Annotated in this window: 14 protein-coding genes and 1 pseudogene; 8 read left to right on the forward strand and 7 right to left on the reverse strand. The window is 69.7% G+C overall.

From position 1 onward, the window contains the following. Positions 1–94: 94 nt before the first annotated feature. Positions 95–1,264 (reverse strand): thiolase family protein, encoded by a 1,170-nt coding sequence (locus KUM44_RS20150; protein WP_217209567.1) that lies wholly within the window; start codon positions 1,262–1,264, stop codon positions 95–97. A gap of 116 nt (positions 1,265–1,380) precedes the next feature. Between KUM44_RS20150 and KUM44_RS20155 the strand changes: the two genes are divergently transcribed. After that, positions 1,381–1,851: a helix-turn-helix domain-containing protein gene (locus KUM44_RS20155; RefSeq protein WP_217209568.1), complete on the forward strand. Its 471-nt coding sequence runs from the start codon at positions 1,381–1,383 to the stop codon at positions 1,849–1,851. A gap of 28 nt (positions 1,852–1,879) precedes the next feature. On the opposite strand, the gene KUM44_RS20160 is transcribed toward KUM44_RS20155, so the two are convergent. Together KUM44_RS20160 and KUM44_RS20165 are read right to left on the reverse strand one after the other, a co-directional pair. Continuing rightward, positions 1,880–2,809, reverse strand: coding sequence for a PmoA family protein (locus tag KUM44_RS20160; RefSeq protein WP_217209569.1), 930 nt, complete (start codon positions 2,807–2,809; stop codon positions 1,880–1,882). After that, on the reverse strand, positions 2,806–3,996 hold the full coding sequence (locus tag KUM44_RS20165; protein ID WP_217209570.1) for a Gfo/Idh/MocA family protein: 1,191 nt from the start codon (positions 3,994–3,996) through the stop codon (positions 2,806–2,808). Before KUM44_RS20165 ends, KUM44_RS20160 begins: the two co-directional genes overlap by 4 nt. A 273-nt stretch (positions 3,997–4,269) precedes the next feature. On the opposite strand from KUM44_RS20165, the gene KUM44_RS20170 reads away from it, so the two are divergent. Further along, positions 4,270–5,145: an undecaprenyl-diphosphate phosphatase gene (locus tag KUM44_RS20170; RefSeq protein WP_217209571.1), complete on the forward strand. Its 876-nt coding sequence runs from the start codon at positions 4,270–4,272 to the stop codon at positions 5,143–5,145. 422 nt (positions 5,146–5,567) lie between these two features. Here the strand turns inward: KUM44_RS20170 and KUM44_RS20175 are convergent, their stop codons facing one another. Next, a complete protein-coding gene (locus KUM44_RS20175; protein WP_374202058.1) occupies positions 5,568–6,332 on the reverse strand; it encodes an acetate uptake transporter family protein in 765 nt (254 codons plus the stop codon). A gap of 409 nt (positions 6,333–6,741) precedes the next feature. Beyond that, complete coding sequence (locus tag KUM44_RS20180) at positions 6,742–7,317, reverse strand: Dps family protein (RefSeq protein WP_217209573.1); 576 nt, start codon at positions 7,315–7,317, stop codon at positions 6,742–6,744. 237 nt (positions 7,318–7,554) lie between these two features. Between KUM44_RS20180 and KUM44_RS20185 the strand changes: the two genes are divergently transcribed. Both KUM44_RS20185 and KUM44_RS20190 read left to right on the forward strand, forming a co-directional pair. Then, positions 7,555–8,151, forward strand: a complete 597-nt coding sequence (locus KUM44_RS20185) for an FAD-dependent oxidoreductase (RefSeq protein WP_217209575.1) — start codon at positions 7,555–7,557, stop codon at positions 8,149–8,151. A gap of 43 nt (positions 8,152–8,194) precedes the next feature. After that, on the forward strand, positions 8,195–8,977 hold the full coding sequence (locus KUM44_RS20190) for a low temperature requirement protein A (protein ID WP_254389808.1): 783 nt from the start codon (positions 8,195–8,197) through the stop codon (positions 8,975–8,977). Positions 8,978–9,040: 63 nt separating this feature from the next. Here KUM44_RS20190 and KUM44_RS20195 read toward each other — a convergent pair whose 3' ends face one another. After that, a complete protein-coding gene (locus tag KUM44_RS20195; protein ID WP_217209577.1) occupies positions 9,041–9,757 on the reverse strand; it encodes an alpha/beta fold hydrolase in 717 nt (238 codons plus the stop codon). 20 nt (positions 9,758–9,777) lie between these two features. Then, a pseudogene (locus tag KUM44_RS20200) lies at positions 9,778–10,747 on the reverse strand (alpha/beta hydrolase). Between the two features lie 452 nt (positions 10,748–11,199). On the opposite strand from KUM44_RS20200, the gene KUM44_RS20205 reads away from it, so the two are divergent. From KUM44_RS20205 to KUM44_RS20220, 4 genes are all read left to right on the forward strand, one after another. Then, complete coding sequence (locus KUM44_RS20205) at positions 11,200–13,092, forward strand: amidohydrolase (protein WP_217209579.1); 1,893 nt, start codon at positions 11,200–11,202, stop codon at positions 13,090–13,092. A gap of 127 nt (positions 13,093–13,219) precedes the next feature. Then, positions 13,220–13,882 carry a hydrolase gene (locus KUM44_RS20210; protein WP_217209581.1) on the forward strand — a complete coding sequence of 221 codons (663 nt, stop codon included), beginning with the start codon at positions 13,220–13,222 and terminating at the stop codon, positions 13,880–13,882. Positions 13,883–13,925: 43 nt separating this feature from the next. Further along, positions 13,926–14,450, forward strand: a complete 525-nt coding sequence (locus KUM44_RS20215; RefSeq protein WP_217209686.1) for a DoxX family protein — start codon at positions 13,926–13,928, stop codon at positions 14,448–14,450. Then, positions 14,431–15,168: a YoaK family protein gene (locus tag KUM44_RS20220; protein ID WP_217209583.1), complete on the forward strand. Its 738-nt coding sequence runs from the start codon at positions 14,431–14,433 to the stop codon at positions 15,166–15,168. Before KUM44_RS20215 ends, KUM44_RS20220 begins: the two co-directional genes overlap by 20 nt. Positions 15,169–15,294 lie beyond the last annotated feature (126 nt).

Consider the following 15,294-nt stretch of genomic DNA (forward strand, 5'->3'; position numbering starts at 1 on the left):
ACTGGCTGGACTGGTACAACTACCACCGACCCCACACCGGCATCAGCGGCCAAACCCCAGCCAGCCGCGTCACTAACCTCTCCGGACAGCACACCTAGACCGTCTCCAGGATCATCGCGTTGGCGAGGCCGCCCGCCTCGCACATCGTCTGTAGCCCGTAGCGGGCGCCGCGCTCGCGCATCGCGTGCACCAGGGTCGTCGTCAGACGGGTGCCGCTGGCGCCGAGCGGGTGACCGATCGCTATCGCGCCGCCGTGCACATTGACCTTGGCGAGGTCGGCGCCGGTCTCCTGCTGCCAGGCCAGGACCACGCTGGAGAAGGCCTCGTTGACCTCGAAGAGGTCGATGTCGCCGAGGGACAGGCCCGCTCGGCGCAGCACCTTCTCCGTCGCCGGGATCACACCCGTGAGCATGAGGATCGGGTCGGAGCCGGTGACGGCGAAGCTGTGCAGGCGGGCGAGGGGGCGCAGGCCGAGGCGGGCGGCGGTCTCACTGGACGTGACGAGGACGGCGGAGGCGCCGTCGTTGACGGGGCTGGCGTTGCCCGCGGTGACGTTCCACTCGATCTGCGGGAAGCGTTCGGCGAAGGCCGGGTCGTGGTAGGCGGGCTTGAGGCCGGCGAGGATCTCCGGGGTGCTGCCCGGCCGTACGCACTCGTCGCGGGAGACGCCCTCCAGCGGCGCGACCTCGGCGCCGAACAGGCCCTTCTCCCAGGCCGCGGCCGCCTTCCGGTGCGAGGAGACGGCGAACGCGTCCATCTGCTCCCGCGTGATCGACCACTTGGCGGCGATGAGCTCGGCGCTGATGCCCTGCGGGACGAGCCCCTCCGGGTAGCGCTCGGCGACGCCGGGGCCGAAGGGGTCCTTGCCGGGCGGCACGTTCGACCACATCGGCACCCGGCTCATCGACTCGACCCCACAGGCGACGACCAGGTCGTACGCGCCCGAGATCACGCCCTGGGCGGCGAAGTGCACGGCCTGCTGGGAGGAACCGCACTGGCGGTCCACCGTGGTCGCCGGGACCGTCTCCGGGAAGCCCGCGGACAGGGCGGCGTAGCGGGTGGTGTTCATGGCCTGCTCGCCGACCTGGTCGACGGTGCCGCCGATGACGTCGTCGATCAGGGCCGGGTCGACGCCGGAGCGTTCGACGAGGGTGCGCAGGGTGTGCGCGAGGAGCTCGACGGGGTGCACGTGCGCCAGAGAGCCGTTCGGCTTGCCCTTTCCCATGGGCGTGCGTACGGCTTCGACGATGACTGCGTCACGCATGATGCGGGCCTCCCGATTACCGGTGAGTAGGAAATCCGAACTCACCATAACCCTGAGGGTTGGAAAATCAAACCCATCAGGTTGGAAAGTCGAACCCGCCGCTTAGACTGAGCGGCATGGCCGCCACCAAAGACCCGCGTCCCTGTTCCATCGCCGACGCCCTGGCGCTCGTCGGCGAGAAGTACTCCCTGCTCGTCCTGCGCGAGGTGTGCCTGGGCAACGGCCGCTTCGACCAGCTCGTGCGCAACATCGGCGCCCCGCGCGACATCCTGGCCACCCGGCTGCGCCGCCTGGTCGACGCCGGCATCCTCACCAAGCGCGCCTACTGCGAGCGCCCGCAGCGGTTCGAGTACCGGCCGACGCAGGCGGGGCTGGAGCTGGAGCCGGTCCTGATGACCCTCATGGAGTGGGGCGACCGTCATCTCCGCAAGGACGACGACCGCCCCATGGTGATCGAGCACATCTGCGGCAACGAACTCGTCCCGGTCGTCACCTGCCGGGCATGCGGCGACCCGGTGCGCCACGAGGACCTGTCGGCCCACCCGCAGGCGCCCGGATGGACGGTGGCCGGGCCGTCGGCCGCGTGAAATCCGCAGTCCGGCCGTACGGCCGCGATCAGCGCCAGGGATGCGAGTCCAGGTACTTGACGATCTCTTCCCTCTCCCACGCCCCGTCGGCCACGACGACCCGGTAGCTGCGGGTGAGGGTGTCGCCGGGCGCCAGTTCCAGCTCGTCGTGGAAGGCCCAGGACGGAGCGACACCCGCGAAGGGCTCGTTGCGTACGAACCAGTGGGCGGGGTGGGTACCCCGGTCACCGGCGTGGTCGTTCTCGGGGGCATGCGCGAAGACGAGGGTCGCGTGGCCGTCGGTGCCGTCGTGCTCCCCGCAGTAGGCCAGCCAGGGCGCCTGTCCGCCCATCAGGCCGGGGCCCTCGGCGTCCGGCGCGATGATCCGGCCGCCCTGGAAGGCACGCGGGCCGCGCCAGAACAGGCCCGTGTAACCGGCCATGCCGCGCCCGGCGGTGGTGGGGCTGCCGAACCGCAGGGGCACCGCGCGCCGGTTCGTCACGGCGCTCGTCCAGGTCAGCGCCCATGAGCCGGACTCCGGCTCGACGTCGTGCACCTCCACCCGGCGCCGCTCGTCGGCCCACAGCTCACCGTCGTGGGGATGCCAGGTCAGCCGCTCGGCGATGACGACACGGTCACCGTCCGAGCCGACCTCGTCGAACGCGACGTGCCGCATCGACCCGACGCGCTCGGGGAGCTCCAGATACCCCTGCCCGTGGACGTAGCTGTTGCCGCCCCACAGGTTGGCCCCGGACAGGTGCGAGGCCGTGAGCGACAGGCCCTTGTGCCACCGATGGTCGTGGGGCCGGTAGTCGGTGACGACGTCACCGCCGAGGGTCCGCAGCGGGTGGACATACGGCTTCGGGGCCTCCCAGGCGGCCTCCGGCCGGTAGACGTAGGCCAGCAGTTCGACGCCGGTGGCCGAGTCGGTCACCGTGACGCGGTCGCCGTACGCGTGGACGATGCGCAGCCCGGTCATACGACGGCTTCCTCGCCCGGCACCGCCCGCTCGGCCATGACGGGCGCCCAGCCGGGCACGCCCCCGTGCATCGCCAAGTAGAAGGGATCGCCGGGGCCGATACCCCCCGCGCGAACCGTCGTGTCCGTGAACGCCGACTTGTACAGCGCGGCGATCAGCTCCAGGCTCGTGCGCCCGTCCGCGCCGCTGCTGCGCGGCCGCTCCCCCGCGCGCATGCTCGCGACCAGCTCCCGCAGCTGCTCCAGATGCGAACTGGGCAGGTCAGCGCCGAAGTCCTGCCAGGCCGCGGCCTCGGCGTCCGGCACGTCCCGGGCGGGCGTGACACGCCAGTCGTCGTTGCGGTGGCCGTACAGATGGGTCAGTTCCACGGTCGCGCGCTCACAGTCGATACGGATGCGGCTGACCTCGTCGGGGCTCAGCACGCTGTTCACGACGGTCGCCATCGCACCGTTCGCAAAGCGGACGAGGGCCGTCGACACGTCCTCCGTCTCGACGTCGTGCACCAGCCGGCCGGCCATGGCGCGCACCTCGCTCCAGGGTCCGAGCAGGTCGAGCAGCAGATCCATCTGGTGGATGCCGTGCCCCATCGCGGGGCCGCCGCCCTCGGTACCCCAGCGGCCGCGCCAGGGCACGGCGTAGTAGGCGGTGTCCCGGTACCAGGTGGTCTGGCAGTGCGCGACGAGCGGACGGCCCATGGCCCGCTCGGCGAGCAGGCGCCGTACGTGTCGGGTGCCCGAGCCGAAGCGGTGCTGGAAGACGATCGAGGCGTACGGACCGCCGTCCTTGCCCTCCTCCGCCTCCACGGCGTCGAAGTCCGCGAGGCTCGGCACCGGCGGCTTCTCGCACCACACCCAGGCGCCGGCCCGCAGCGCGGCGACGGTCTGGTCGCGGTGCAGCGTCGGCGGCGTGCAGATGACGACCAGGTCGGGCCGCTCCTCCTGGAGCATCCGGTCCGGATCGGTGTAGGGGCGGGGTGCCCCAGCTCCGGCCGCGGCCGGGCCCGCCTCCGCGCAGAAGGACCCGGCCGACGCCGCGTCGATGTCGACGGCGGCGACGAGTTCGGTCTCGCCCTCCGCGGCGAGCCTGGCGAGCGCGGGCAGGTGGGAGTCGCGTGCGATGGCGCCGGTACCGATCACGGCGACCCTGATGCGGCGGCCCGTGAGCGGGGCGGTCTCGGATGCAGCCATGGACGTGAGACTCCTCCGGAGCGCCAACGACGAGTTACTGAGGGACGCGATAGCAAGCGCTTTCGACCTGGAGCAACGTAAGCGGCGGCCCCACCGCAGGTCAACACCGGTTCGGCCGGGGCCGGCGATCGACTGCCGAGCCCCCTGTGCCGGAGCCGTCATCGGAGGGCGCTACGCTGCCCCTCGACACTCGCGATCACTGCGCCGCCGACGCGGTGTCCTCCGCCATCCCTTGTCCCCTTGTCACCATCAGCACTTGGACTCCGTAACTTCATGTCTTGGTTTGAATCCCTCATCCTCGGACTCGTCCAGGGGCTGACCGAGTTCCTCCCCGTGTCCTCCAGCGCGCATCTGCGGCTGACCGCGGCGTTCTCGGGCTGGGAGGACCCGGGCGCGGCCTTCACGGCGATCACCCAGATCGGCACGGAGGCCGCGGTACTGATCTACTTCCGCAAGGACATCGGGCGCATCATCGTGGCGTGGCTGAAGTCGCTGACGGACAAGGAGATGCGGCGCGACCACGACGCCCAGATGGGCTGGCTGGTGATCGTCGGCTCGATCCCGATCGGTGTGCTCGGCCTGACGCTCAAGGACCAGATCGAGGGCCCGTTCCGCGATCTGCGCATCACGGCGACCATGCTGATCGTCGTCGGCATCATCATCGGCGTCGCCGACCGGCTGGCCGCACGCGACGAGTCGGGCGGCCGGCACCGCGCCGCCAAGCAGCGCAAGGGGCTCGAGTCCCTGAACGTGAAGGACGGCCTGATCTTCGGCCTGTGCCAGTCCGCGGCGCTCATCCCCGGAGTCTCCCGCTCCGGCGCCACCATCAGCGGCGGCCTCTTCATGGGCTACACACGCGAGTCCGCGGCCCGCTACTCCTTCCTCCTCGCGATCCCGGCCGTCCTCGCCTCCGGCCTCTTCGAACTCAAGGACGCGATGGAGAACGACCACGTCTCCTGGGGCCCGACGATCTTCGCGACGGTGATCGCCTTCGCGACCGGTTACGCGGTCATCGCATGGTTCATGAAGTTCATCTCGACCAAGAGCTTCATGCCGTTCGTCTGGTACCGCATCGCGCTCGGCATCGTCATCATCGCGCTGGTGGCAACAGGTGTCCTGAGCCCGCACGCGGCGGAGTCCGCGGGCTGACCCCAGGCCACACACGTAGCACCATCTAGCATTTCCTAGCGCCTGATTGCAGCACCAAGCCATGATCATCTCCCACTTGTCTCCCACCGGGGAGGCGGGATACGTCCCACTAGGACGTGTGCGTCCGCAAAGCAAGGGATGGCACGGAAGGGCCGGCACGGCTTGCTGTGCGGGCCCTTCCGCACAAAGCGTAGAGCGGGTCAGCTGAGGTTCATGTCCGGCCCAGGCCACGACCCTGCGCCTGCCGAAAACTCATCCGTCCTGGTGGAAGCTGGTGTACGGGTGGTGTCGAGCGCGGGCGCTTGGGCGGGTGCTCTGGGCGCCCGGTGAGTGCCCCGGCAGGATGATCTGTCGTGCTGCTGCGACTGACCTATCTCGCTGTGACCGCCCTCCCCGCCCGCCCGCTCGATCCACTCAACGGCTCACAGTGTCCGTCGTACGCCCGCCTGCCGTTCGAGGTTGCGCAGCTGCACCGCCAGATCCCCTTCCACGGCGTCGTGCGCCGGGCCCCGACGTCCTACGGGCAGAACCTCCTCGCCCCTCATGTCCTCCAGCATGAGCGCGAACGCGGCATACATGGCCACGCCCGCTAGGAGCAGTCCGAAGGCCCCGGACACGTAGCCGAGCCAGGCGGCACCTGTGAAGTTGAAGAGGGAGGCCACCGCGAAGCGTGGCACGGCCACACACAGCACGAACCACATCACACGCTTGCGGCTCGCGACGGTCGCCATCATCAGGGCGAAGACGGCGAACACAAGATTGAGCACGCCAAGCGCCTCGGCGCCCGCCGGCGGATCGAGGGCCAGCACCAGGGAACTCGCCAGCCAGGTTCCGGAGAAGCACGCCATGAGCGTCGCCGCGAGCACATCCCTCGCCCCGAACGCCAGGATGCTGACGATCAGTTGCAGGATGAAAGCCGGAAGGATCGTCAGGGCGACCGCCTGATGCGCATCGTCGCCCAGGAAGCCCAGTTGCAGGCTTCCGACGATGACGGAGGCGATCGCCACCGCGAAGAAACCGACCGGCATCGGGGAGGCGATGGGGCGGAGGTTGATGCGGGTCATCGGCCGTAGGTCCGGTTCGAAATGCCTACCTGTCGGCTCGGTCCGCTCCCCGGGTGATTCGGGACTACTCCTCATGGTGAACTCTCCTGTAAGTCGTGTTTGCAAGGGAGCGGGGCTGATCATCGCGACAGTCGGCATGCGACGCTCGGGGCATCGCCAGTGTCTGCCCCACCGAGGGCACGCCGTTCCAGCACGTGGTCGAGCTCGCTCCGTATGACGTCGAAATTGCTGATCGTCAGTGCACGCCACCTGCACTACACGCCCGCCTCGTGAGACGTGCTTCGCTCTGCGCCACCGCAACCCGCTGCGTGGCGCGGTCGAAGAGCGGCCTGCGCCTGGTTCCGCTCAAGAGCCCGCAGCATGCCGGCACAACGGAGTGACGCGTGCGGCCGTTGGGGCGTCGGTGTGAAGCCGAGGGGCTCTGTCACCGGGACGACGGGCTCCATCAACCGCGGATCCACGCCGTGCAACGGCACGACCCGGTGTTGCTCCCGCCGAGCCGCAGCCGCCTGCATCGGCGGTTCATGGCCGATCAGGCGCGGACCAGAGGGGTGTCCACCAGGTGCTCGGCCAGGAACCACGCCTGGAGTTCGCCGGTCCGGATCACCTGTGAGACCAGCAGGTCGTTGGTGCCGTCGTCGCCCAACTCCCCGATGCGGGCTGCCGCGTCGTGGGCCTCGATCAGGATGGTCTCGTGTGCCTCCAACAACCGAGACAGCATGGCCGGCACCTCTTCCACACCGTCCGGAGGACGCGGGATCGAGGTGATCTCGGCGACGTGCCGGGGGTCCCCCACCGCGACACCGCCCAGGGTCTGGACCCGTTCGGCGAGGGTGTCGACGAGTGCGAGTTGTTCCCCCGCGTGCTTGTCCAGCACCAGGTGCAGCTGGTAGAAGGTCGCCCCGCGCATCAGCCAGTGGTGCTTCTTGTAGAGGCCGTAGAGGATCTGCGTGTCGGCCAGGACTTTGTTGAGCCGCTGACAGGAGTACATACGGGCTTCGTAGGACAGGCCGAGCGGGAACTGCTTGACGGTCCCGAACTCCTGGATGATCTCGCCCTTCTGATGCAGCCGCGGCTGGCTGCTCAAGTGCTGGGAAGTGATGGTCATGATCCGCCTCCTGCGGTCTGGGCTCTGTTTGCACGAGTGACGCTAAGTACCCGCACGGCGGACTCGTTGCCCAGGAGCGCACACGGTGGTGCTCGCCAGCGCACTCGGCGAGGGGCCCGTGCCTGGTGTTCGCTCTCGGGCAAGTCACCGAGCGCTGGCGGGCACGGCCCGGTGCCTCGCCCCCTCTAGCCTCGGGCGCACGGCGCGAGCCGACGACCAGCAAAGAGAGGCATGAGGGTGAGCGAGCAGGCAGATGTGGTCGTCCTGGGGCTGGGGCCCGGGGGCGAGTACGTCGCGGGCACGCTGGCAGAGGCCGGACTGGATGTGGTGGGGATCGAGGCGGAGCTCGTCGGGGGCGAGTGCCCGTACTGGGGATGCGTGCCCAGCAAGTTGATGATCCGGGCCGGAATCCTGCTCGCCGAGGCAGGCGGCGTACCCTTCCTCGCTGGTCATGTGGAGGTGCCTCCCGACGGGAGCCGGGTTGCCGGAAGAATCCGCGGCGAGGCCACCGACGAGTGGAACGACCAGGTGGCGGCCGACCGCCTCGCGGCGAAGGGCGGCCGGCTCGTACGCGGAACGGGACGGCTCACCGGGCCGCGGCAGGTAACGGTCGGCGGGCGCACGTTCCAAGCCCGGCAGGGTGTGGTCCTGGCGAGTGGCACCCAGCCCCGGATTCCCCCGGCCCCGGGCCTGGCCTCGACGCCGCCGTACTGGACCAACCGGGACGCCATGGCGGCCAGGGAGCTGCCGGCCTCGATGATCGTGCTCGGCGGGGGCGCCATCGGCGTGGAACTCGCCCAGGTCTTCGCCCAAACGGGGGTTCGAGGAAGGTGATCTGCGCGTCATCACGCTGGGTTACGCCGTACTGCGTACGGCCCTGGCCGTCCTGTGGTTGCGTGCCGCGCGATCGGACGCCGGTCGGCGGCGGACGGCGCTCCGCTCCGCCGCCGGAGTGACGGGCTGCCAGACCGGCTGGGGCGCAATGCTCTTCCTCCCGGCCCCGGCACAACTGCCGGCCATCATCGGATTGATCGTTGCCGAGCTTTCCGTCCCGGTGTGGGCGCAGTCAGCCGGGATGACCCCGTGGCATCCGCACCACATCGCGGAACGCTACGAACTGTTCACCCTCATCGTGCTCGGTGAGTCCGTCGCAGCCGCCGCGGCGGTCCGCAGCGCCTTCGACCGGCACCACAACGCCGGTGCGCTGTACCTGCTGGCAACGGGTGGCCTGCTCATGGTCTTCGCCATGTGGTGGCTGTACTTCGCCAGACCGGCGCACACGGTGCTCGCCACGACACACCAGGCCCATCGCAAGAGATTCACCTGGGCGTACGGCCACTACCTGATCTTCGCTTCGGCAGCCGCCGAGGGGGCGGGCCTGGCGGCGTACGCCAAGCTGATCACGCGGCGCACCGATGTCCTGTCGCCGGCAGCAGGTGTCGTGATCACCATGCCGGTGGCGATCTTCCTGATCACCGTGTGGGCCATACACGTCCGGCCGCACCAGCGGAGCGGGGTCGAACAGCTTGCGTTTCCCGCTGTCGCGGTCGCTGTGCTGGTGGCCGGTCACTCCCTGGCGCCGGCCGTAGTCGCCGGTCTGCTGGTGGCGGCCCTGCTCGTCGTGGTCACGGTGACCGACCGGACCGAGCGAGTGCGGTAGTGAGGCGGAAACACGGCTGCGCGGACGAAACGAGTTCGTCCGCGCAGCTGGTGTGCCCCCTGGTCAGCTCGTCGCCCGTACCGCGTCGCGGATCACGTCGGCGACCTCCGTCGGCTGGGAGACGGCGATCGCGTGCGACGCCCCCTTGATCTCGACGACGGTTGCACCGGCGCGCCTGGCACCGTACCGCTGGACCTCGGGGTTGATCGCTTCGTCCGCTCCGGCCACCAGGAGCCCAGGACGGCTTGGTCTTCCACGCGGCCGCGGCGGCCGTCTCCTCGAAGGCCGCGGCGGCCAGCGGCCGTTGGGCCACGCCAGGACCTTGGTGAGGTCGGCGGGCACGTCGGCGGCGAAGACCGACGGGAAGGCGTCGGCGTCGATGGTGACCTCGACAGCGGGGGCGCCGCCTTCGACGGGGTACGTCCACTGCTTCAGGCTGCTCACCAGCGGGGCGGTGGGGAAGCGGCCCTGCAACTCGCCGAGGCTCTCGCCCTCCTCGAGAACGGCCGCCACGTAGACCAGCCCGACGACGTTCTCGGTGGTGCCGGCCACGGTGATCAGCGCCCCGCCGTAGGAATGTCCGACCAGGATGACGGGGCCGTCGATCTGAGACGCCACGGACGCGATGTACGTCGCGTCGGCGGCCAGTCCGCGCAGCGGGTTGGGCGGCGCGATCACCGGGATGCCGTGACTGTGCAGTTCCGCGATGACCCCGATCCAGCCGGCCGAGTCGGCAAACGCGCCGTGGACGAGGACGACCGTGGGGGTGGAGGTGGTCATGGCGGTGTCTCCTCTCGCTGTCAGGCGGTGTGCAGGGCGGTACGCAGGGTGCCGGCTGCGAGCGTGATGGCGGCCTCGGCGGCGTGGGTCTCGCGCAGGACGTTGAGCATCACGAAGTCGTGGATGATGCCCTGGAAGCGCACCGCGGTGACCGGGACACCGGCCGCGCGCAGCTTGTTGGCGTACGCCTCGCCCTCGTCGCGCAGCACGTCGGCCTCGCCGGTGATGACCAGGGCCGGCGGCAACCAGGCGAGTTGCCCGGTCGTGGCCCGCGGCGGGGAGGCGGTGATCTGGGCGCGTTCGGCCTCGTCGGTCGTGTACTGATCCCAGAACCACTGCATGCCGTCGCAGCGCAGGAAGTAACCGGTGGCGAACTGGTGATACGAGCCGGTGTCGAAGCTCGCGTCGGTGACCGGGTAGAACAGCACCTGCTGGACCAGGGGGACATCGCCGCGCTGCTTGGCCGTCAGTGTCAGCGCGGCGCTCATGTTGCCGCCGACCGAGTCCCCGGCCACGGCCAGCCGGGAGCCGTCCAGGTCCTTGGTCGCGCCCTGCTCGACGATCCACTTGGCGACCGCGTAGTTCTGCTCGATGGCGACCGGGTAGCGGGCCTCGGGCGACAGGTCGTACTCGGGGAAGACCACGGCGACACCCGCGCCGACGGCGGGTTCACGCACCAGACGGTCGTGGGTGTGGGCGTTGCCGAACACCCAGCCCGCCGTGGATGTAGAGGATCACCGGGAGGTGCCCTCGGCGCCGGCGGGCTTGACGATCCGCGCACGGACGCTGCCCGTCGGCCCGCCCGAGACGGTGATCCACTCCTCGTCGATCGCGGGCTTGGCGATCTCGCCGGACTGCGCCTCGTCGACGGCCTTGCGCCCTTTTGCCGGGGACAGGTCGAACAGGTACGGCGGATCGGCGGTCGCCGCGGCGAAAAGCGGCTGCCGCGGGTTCCAGTACCGGCTGAAGCCGCTCGACGGCATCGGGCATGTGAATCTCCTGAAATGTTCGTGAGGACGCCTGCCCTTCCGGCAATAAGGTTCGGATCCCGCGAAGGGCGTCCCGGAGCCGCTGTTCGCCGCGCTAAACCGCCGGGCGCGCGGTAATTGCCCACGGGCGCACTGCTCCTGTTCTCACAACGCACGGGCGCCTTCGGGCTTCTCCCATCGCATTCAGAGCATGGACGGGCAGTGCACCGTGAGGCAAAGTCCTGTGCACTGGCGGGACATGGGGGCGGGTCTGAGGTGCCTATCGTGATGTCGAAGCAACCGCGGCCCCCCATACACAGGGCCTGCCCTCGTTATCAGGGCACGACGAGTGTCGGTGGAATTCACCCGGTTCAATTCGAGCAAACAGGCATTCGAGCGTGTATGAATCGCCAAATCCGCCTGTAGCGGCCATGACTTGGATCGAAGCCGTTCTCCCAGAGGGGGTTTCCAGAGATGTCAACAATGCCCGTCGGCGGGCTGGTTCCGCATGCCATCGACGATGCCGCGGACCTCGTCGTCCGCAACGCGAAGATCCACACCGGCGACCCGGCCCGTCCCCATGCGGAGGCGCTCGCCGTCCGCGACGGCGTCATCACGGTCGTCGGTGACGACAAGGACGTGGCTCCCCACATCGGCGCGGGCACGAAGGTGGTCGACGCGCTCGGGCGACGGATGATCCCCGGCCTCAACGACGCCCACCTGCACGTGATCCGCGGGGGCCTCAACTACGTACTGGAACTGCGCTGGGACGGCGTGCGCAGCCTGCGCCAGGGCCTGGCGATGCTGCGTGAGCAGGCCGCTCGAACCCCGAAGGGCCAGTGGGTGCGGGTGGTCGGGGGCTGGTCGGCCGAGCAGTTCACCGAAGGCCGGCTGCCGACCGTCGCCGAACTGAACGCCGCCGCCCCTGACACCCCGGTGTTCGTCCTGCACCTGTACCAGTCGGCCGTGCTGAACCGGGCGGCACTCAAGGCCGCCGGCTTCACCAAGGACACACCCGACCCCAAGGGCGGCCAGATCGTGCGGGGCCGGGACGGGGAACCGACCGGCATGCTGCTGGCCGCTCCCAGCGCCCTCATCCTCTACTCGACCCTGGCCAAGGCGCCGACCCTGGAGAGCGACGAGGACAGGAAGACCTCCACGCGTCATTTCCTGCGCGAGTTGAACCGGTTCGGACTGACCTCGGCGATCGATGCCGCAGGCGGTTTCCAGAACTTCCCCGACAACTACGCCACCGTCGTCGAACTGGCCAAGGCCGGACAGTTGTCGTTGCGCATCGCCTACCATCTCTTTCCACAGACTCCCGGCCAGGAGATCGACGATCTCGCCCGCTGGATCGAAATGGCCCGCCCCGAGGACGGGGACGAATGGCTGCGACTGAACGGCGCGGGTGAGAATCTCACCTGGGCGGCCGCCGACTTCGAGAACTTCACCCAGCCGCGTCCGGAACTCGCCCCAGAATATGAGGCGGAGTTCGAGAAGGCGGTGCGCCTGCTCATGGAGAACGGGTGGGGATTCCGGCTGCACGCCACATACGACGAGACCATCCGCCGTGACCTCGCGGTGTTCGAGAAGCTCGCCGCGGACGGGCTCTTCCCGGCCGGGAACCGGTGGCTGTTCGACCACGCGGAGACCGTCTCGGCGGACAGCCTCGATCGTATCGCCGCGCTCGGCGGCGCGATGTCCGTGCAGAACCGCCTGTCCTTCCAGGGCGAGGCGTTTCTGCGGCGCTACGGCCCCGGCGCCGCGGCGGACGCCCCGCCGATCCGGGCCATGCTGGACCGCGGCCTGACCGTGGGCGCCGGCACCGACGCCACCCGGGTCTCCACCTACAACCCGTGGGTCGCCCTGCACTGGCTCGTCAGCGGCCGCACGGTCGGCGATCTGGCGCTGCGCCCGCCGTCGAACCGCGTCGACCGGCAGACGGCGCTGGCGATGTTCACCCGCGCCGGCGCCGCGCTGACCGGCGAGGACGAGGTCAAGGGCGTACTGCGGCCGGGATGTTACGCGGACCTGGCGGTCCTGTCCGAGGACTACTTCGCTGTGCCCGAGCCGGACATCGCACACATCGAGTCGCTGCTGACGGTGACCGGCGGCCGTATCGTCTACGCCGCCGCCGAATACGAGGGCCTCGACGAGGAGCTTCCCCCCGTCAGCCCGGGCTGGAGCCCGGTGGCGCACTTCGGCGGCTACCAGGCATCCCGGCGGGCGGCCCTTCCAGGCGCCCGCCAGGCGGAGTTGCTCGGCCAGGCCATCGCCGAGTCGGAGCAGCACCGCCAGTGGCGCATCGCGCGCGGTCTCACCCCCGAGGCCACGAGCACGCCCTTCGATCCCTGCTTCGACCTCTGAACTCCCGGAAGGGGCCTGGCCCTTGAGCCGCCCCTTCCGGGACACCCACCAGCTCCGTCCAACCGGACGGTTTTTCCCACGGCGCGGACAGCTGTCCGCGCCACCAGTTACCGAGAAAGGCACACTCATGGTCAACATCTCCGAGGTCACCGCCGCCCCCAGCCCCGACCTGCTCACTCCGGACAACTGCGCGGTGCTGTTCATCGACCACCAGCCGCAGATGTTCTTCGGCACCGGCAGCGGTGACCGCACCGCCATCATCAACTCCACCGTGGGCCTGGCGAAGTCCGCCAAGGCGTTCGACGTCCCGGTCGTCCTGAGCACCGTGGCCGCCGAATCGTTCTCCGGCCCGATCATGCCGCAGCTGGCGGACGTCTTCCCCGACCAGAAGATCATCGACCGCACCACGATGAACGCCTGGGAGGACGTGAACTTCGTCGAGGCCGTCAAGGCCACCGGCCGCAAGAAGCTCGTCATCGCCGGTCTGTGGACCGAGGTCTGTGTCGTCCTGCCCGTGCTCTCGGCCATCGCCCAGGGCTACGAGGTCTACGTGGTCACCGACGCGTCCGGCGGTGTCAGCCCGCAGGCCCACGAGCACGCGATCCAGCGCATGGTCCAGGCCGGGGCGGTCCCGGTGACCTGGGTGCAGGTGCTCCTGGAGCTCCAGCGCGACTGGGCCCGCACCGAGACGTACGCCGCCGTGGGCGACGTGGTCAAGGAGCACGGTGGTACCTACGGCCTCGGGATGGTCTACGCGCAGGCCATCATCGGCGCGCACGCCGCCGGCTGATCCCCGCGCCGGAACAAGAACGCCAGGAACAGGCAGGAACATGATGGACGCTGGACTGTTGGTCCTCCGGCTGGTGGTGGGGTTGCTCATCGCGGGGCACGGGGTGCAGAAGGTGAGCTTCCGGCTCGGAGGCAACGGATTGGCGGGCGGTACCGAGGAGTTCCGCCGTGACGGCTTCCGCGGCGGTCGGCTGACCGCCCTCGCCGCGGGAGCCAGTCAGATCGGTTCCGGCCTGTTCCTGGTGCTCGGCCTGCTCACGCCCCTGGCGGCGATGGCCGCCATGGGCGTGATGACGGTCGCGGGCACCGTGAAACGGCCCCAAGGGCTGTGGGTCCAGAACGACGGCTACGAATACCCCCTCGTCCTCGTCGTCGTCTCCGCCGCACTGGCCCTCACCGGGGCCGGGCGGTGGTCCGTGGACCACGCGCTGGGGGTCACCCCCTGGCCGGTGTGGGTCGCCCTCAGCGCGATTGTGATCGGGCCGGCCAGCGCACTGCTCACCCGCATGGTGCTGCACCGGCCGCCCGCCGCAACGGAAGGGACGCGGTATGCGCAGGCTGCTGAGTGACGCGTTCCGCACCCTGGTACCGCGCGGAGAGGAACGTCATGGTCCGCTGCCTCCCCTGATGTTGATCCTGACGGTGGCCACCGGTCTGGTCGACGCCGTGAGCTATCTGGCGCTCGGGCACGTCTTCGTCGCCAACATGACAGGCAACGTGGTCTTCCTCGGGTTCGCCCTGGCGGGCGACGAGAGTCTGTCCGCGCTCGCGTCCGTCGTCGCGATGGGCTCGTTCCTCCTCGGTGCGCTCGTAGGGGGCAGGCTCGGCACGCGGTTCGCCCTGCACCACGGGCACCTGCTGCGCACGTCGACGGCCGTGCAGACGATCCTGGTCGCGGTCACCGTGGTGGTCGCCGCCGTATCGGACGGCCGGGTCACCCCCGGCGTCCAGTACACCCTGATCGTTTTCCTGGGACTCGCCATGGGCCTACAGAACGCGGTCGCCCGACGCCTGGGCGTTCCGGACCTCACCACGACGGTCCTGACCCTGACCCTGACGGGCCTGGCAGCGGACTCCACCCCGGCCGGCGGCGAGGCGCCACGCCCCGGCCGCCGGATCCTCTCCGTGCTCGCCATGTTCCTCGGCGCCCTCGTCGGAGCGCAGCTCGTCCTGCATGGCCATCTCGCCCTCACCCTGGGCCTGACGCTGGGGCTGCTCGCGGTCACCGCCGTGATCACCCATCGTCTCTCGACCGCTGATGCCGCCTGGATCCGGCCGCGGCTCTGAACAACACACCGGCCCACCGGTCGCACTGCGCCGAGGGAACACACCCTGTGCGCTGACGATCAACAACGACCGGTGGGCCGGTCCTAGTCTTCACACGGCAACAGCCACCTGGCATACGCGACATCT

The organism is Streptomyces sp. AC550_RSS872, assembly GCF_019049285.1.
In the GTDB taxonomy this organism is placed as follows: domain Bacteria; phylum Actinomycetota; class Actinomycetes; order Streptomycetales; family Streptomycetaceae; genus Streptomyces.

Coding starts and splice junctions, on each gene's coding strand:
- KUM44_RS20180 (WP_217209573.1), bottom strand. CDS start 7,317: ATGACCATCACTTCCCAGCACTTGAGCAGCCAGCCGCGGCTGCATCAG.
- KUM44_RS20150 (WP_217209567.1), bottom strand. CDS start 1,264: ATGCGTGACGCAGTCATCGTCGAAGCCGTACGCACGCCCATGGGAAAG.
- KUM44_RS20170 (WP_217209571.1), top strand. CDS start 4,270: ATGTCTTGGTTTGAATCCCTCATCCTCGGACTCGTCCAGGGGCTGACC.
- KUM44_RS20220 (WP_217209583.1), top strand. CDS start 14,431: ATGCGCAGGCTGCTGAGTGACGCGTTCCGCACCCTGGTACCGCGCGGA.
- KUM44_RS20155 (WP_217209568.1), top strand. CDS start 1,381: ATGGCCGCCACCAAAGACCCGCGTCCCTGTTCCATCGCCGACGCCCTG.
- KUM44_RS20160 (WP_217209569.1), bottom strand. CDS start 2,809: ATGACCGGGCTGCGCATCGTCCACGCGTACGGCGACCGCGTCACGGTG.
- KUM44_RS20165 (WP_217209570.1), bottom strand. CDS start 3,996: ATGGCTGCATCCGAGACCGCCCCGCTCACGGGCCGCCGCATCAGGGTC.
- KUM44_RS20195 (WP_217209577.1), bottom strand. CDS start 9,757: ATGACCACCTCCACCCCCACGGTCGTCCTCGTCCACGGCGCGTTTGCC.
- KUM44_RS20205 (WP_217209579.1), top strand. CDS start 11,200: ATGTCAACAATGCCCGTCGGCGGGCTGGTTCCGCATGCCATCGACGAT.
- KUM44_RS20215 (WP_217209686.1), top strand. CDS start 13,926: ATGGACGCTGGACTGTTGGTCCTCCGGCTGGTGGTGGGGTTGCTCATC.
- KUM44_RS20175 (WP_374202058.1), bottom strand. CDS start 6,332: ATGATCAGCCCCGCTCCCTTGCAAACACGACTTACAGGAGAGTTCACC.
- KUM44_RS20210 (WP_217209581.1), top strand. CDS start 13,220: ATGGTCAACATCTCCGAGGTCACCGCCGCCCCCAGCCCCGACCTGCTC.